Below are 2,544 nucleotides of genomic sequence, written 5' to 3' on the forward strand. Positions count from 1 at the left end.
CGGATGCCGATCTGCTTGCGTCGCTGCCCCACCCAGAAACTCGCCAGCCCCGCGATGCCCAGCGCCGTGACCAGCATCAGCGCCAGGATCACGCCCACCAGAATGCCCGCCATCGCCCGGTCCGACTCGAAGTAGAGATCGCGCAACTCGCCGATGGTGCGGCTGGCCTGCTGGTCGAGCACGGCATCGGGCGCGATCTTCGCGGCCGCCTCGCGCACGTCGCGCAACACCCACGGCAACTGCCCCGGCTCGGCGCGCAGCAGGTAGAGGCCGGAGAGCCCCTTGCCAGGCAACGCCGGCACGAACACCGACCACTCGCGGGTGGAGGGTCCGCCCTCGCCGCCACCGGGGCGCGCGAAGTGCTCCACCACGCCAGCCACGCGGAAGTGCGACTTGTCCATCCAGAACTCCTTGCCGAGCGGGCTGGCGCCAGGCCACAGATGGTCGGCCAGCGCGCGGGCCACCCACACCTGTGCCTCGGCGGGAAGGAAGCCGCCCACCGGTTGGTAGTCGTTCGCCCCGGGCGGCGGGCCGGCCACCAGCTTCAGGCCCAGTGCCTGGAAGCTGCCCGGCCCGGCGAGATAGAAATCCACCACGCCGCCGGCATACTGGCCCGCCGCGTCCAGCGTGATGCCGGCGGTGCCGGCGTGGTCGCCGAACGGCACCGCGTTGATCACGCTCACCGACTGCACGCCGGGCAGCCTGCCCAGACCGGAAAGCACGCGCGCGTTGAGGTCGGCCTCGTTGCAGTCGTCGCAATCCAGCTTGATCTGCGCGAGCGCGGTTTCGTCCACGCCGCTGTGGATGTTCATCGCGCTCACGCGCGTGGCGATCAGGAAGCCGGCGTTGCACAGCACCGCGCAGGCCAGCGCGATCTCCAGCGCGATCAGCAGGGTGGCGAGGCGGTGCTTGCGCAGCGCGGCGAGGATGGGTTGGACCTGCATGGCGGGATACCTCACAACGTCTTCAGTTGCAGCGCCGGCGCGATGCGGCTGGCGCGTGCCGCGGGCAGCAGGCCGGCCAGCACGCTGCTGGCGATCGCGAGCACGAAGGTGGTCAGGAACATCGGCAGGTCAAGATGGATGAGGTCGGCGTAGTCGGTCGGTTGCCGGCGCACCAGCCATAGGCCAGCCAGCGTCAGCAGCCAGCCGCCGACGCCACCGAGCAGGCCGACCAGGCCCGCCTCCACCAGACACTGCGCGAAGACCGCCGCGCGACTCGCGCCCAGCGCGCGGCGCACGCCGATCTCGCCGCCGCGACGCATGAACTTGGCCAGCAGCAGGCCGACCGTGTTGAACAGGCAGATGGCGAAGAAGGCGAAGGCCAGCCAGTTCTGCAGGCGCACGTCGTCCGGCACCATGCCGGTGTAGTCCAGCCATTGCATCAGGCCGCGCAGGCGCGTGACGGTGCTGGTGAAGCGCCCGAGCGCCTTCTGCTGCGCCACGTAGTCGGCGAGGAAACGGCGGTACGCATCCACCCTGGCCGGGTTGTCCAACTGCACCCACAGCGCGACCCAGTTGCAGGGCGCATCCTGCAGGTGGCCGGGCGTGGCCGGCAGATGCCAGCAATTGAACTGCTGGAAATGGCCGTCGTTGATCTCCAGCCCGGTGGAGAACGGCGTCATCACGTCCTGCGGTTTGGTGTAGGAACCCCATGCCTCGTAGAACAACGGCGCGGGCCGCCACGGCTTGAGCACGCCGACGACACGCACGTCGCTGCCCCCCAGCCGCAGCGTGCGGCCCACGCTGTTTGCGCCACCGAACAGTTTGACGTTGAGGTCGTCGGAGATCACCGCCACGCGCGCGCGCTTCACGTCGTCGTCCGCGCTCCAGCCACCGCCGTAACGGAACGGCACGTCGAACATCGGGAAGAAGTCCGCCGTGGTCGAAAGCATGTCCAGCCGCAGCGGCGGCAGGGCGGTATCCGGCGCCTTCACCTTCAGCATGCTGTCCACGATCAGCACCTGGCGGTCGGCACGCTGCGCGCTCCACAGATCCACCGCCGAGTGGTAGTCCATCACGGCCGGCGGCTCCTTGGCGTTCGGCCGGGTAACGTCGGGATTCACCTGGACATAGAACAGCCGCGCGCTGCGCCCCGGCAGCGGGTCGCGCGACAGCAGGTGCATCACCGTCAACGTCGTCATGCTCGCGCCGATGCCCACGGCGATGGCCAGCACCATCAGCGCGGTGAGCGCCTTGTTGCGCTTCAAGCTGCGCAGGGCCAGGTCGAGGTAGTAGCCGAACATCCGTACTCCTTGTGCATCGCGTTGCGTTCTTTGCTTCTCACACCCTGCGGGAGAGGGTGAGGTCTGGGCGGAGCGGGAGGCCGCGCTCCGCCCGCACCCTCATCCGCCCTTCGGGCACCATCTCCCGGGGGAGAAGGGAAAAAAACATCACACCGACCGCGTCGCCACCACCGGCGGCACCTTGGCCGCGCGCAGCGCGGGGCCGAGCACCGCCAGCTGTCCCAGCAGCCACAGCGACGCGGCGCCGATCGGCAGGTAGTACAGCGGCAAGTGCGGCAGCTCGTAGAACGCCATCAGCA

The 2,544-nt window shown here is 69.3% G+C and carries 2 protein-coding genes and 1 pseudogene; all 3 read right to left on the reverse strand.

What is annotated here, in order from left to right:
- Positions 1-944: ADOP family protein (locus tag ACH65_RS14455; RefSeq protein WP_049623319.1), on the reverse strand; the 944-nt coding region annotated here is incomplete at its 3' end.
- An 11-nt stretch (positions 945-955) separates the two neighbouring features.
- Positions 956-2,245, reverse strand: coding sequence for an ABC transporter permease (locus ACH65_RS14460; protein ID WP_049623320.1), 1,290 nt, complete (start codon positions 2,243-2,245; stop codon positions 956-958).
- A gap of 147 nt (positions 2,246-2,392) precedes the next feature.
- Positions 2,393-2,544: pseudogene (locus tag ACH65_RS21255) on the reverse strand (ABC transporter permease); the annotation flags it as partial.

This window comes from Frateuria defendens (assembly GCF_001182895.1).
Classification (GTDB): Bacteria; Pseudomonadota; Gammaproteobacteria; order Xanthomonadales; family Rhodanobacteraceae; genus Frateuria_B; species Frateuria_B defendens.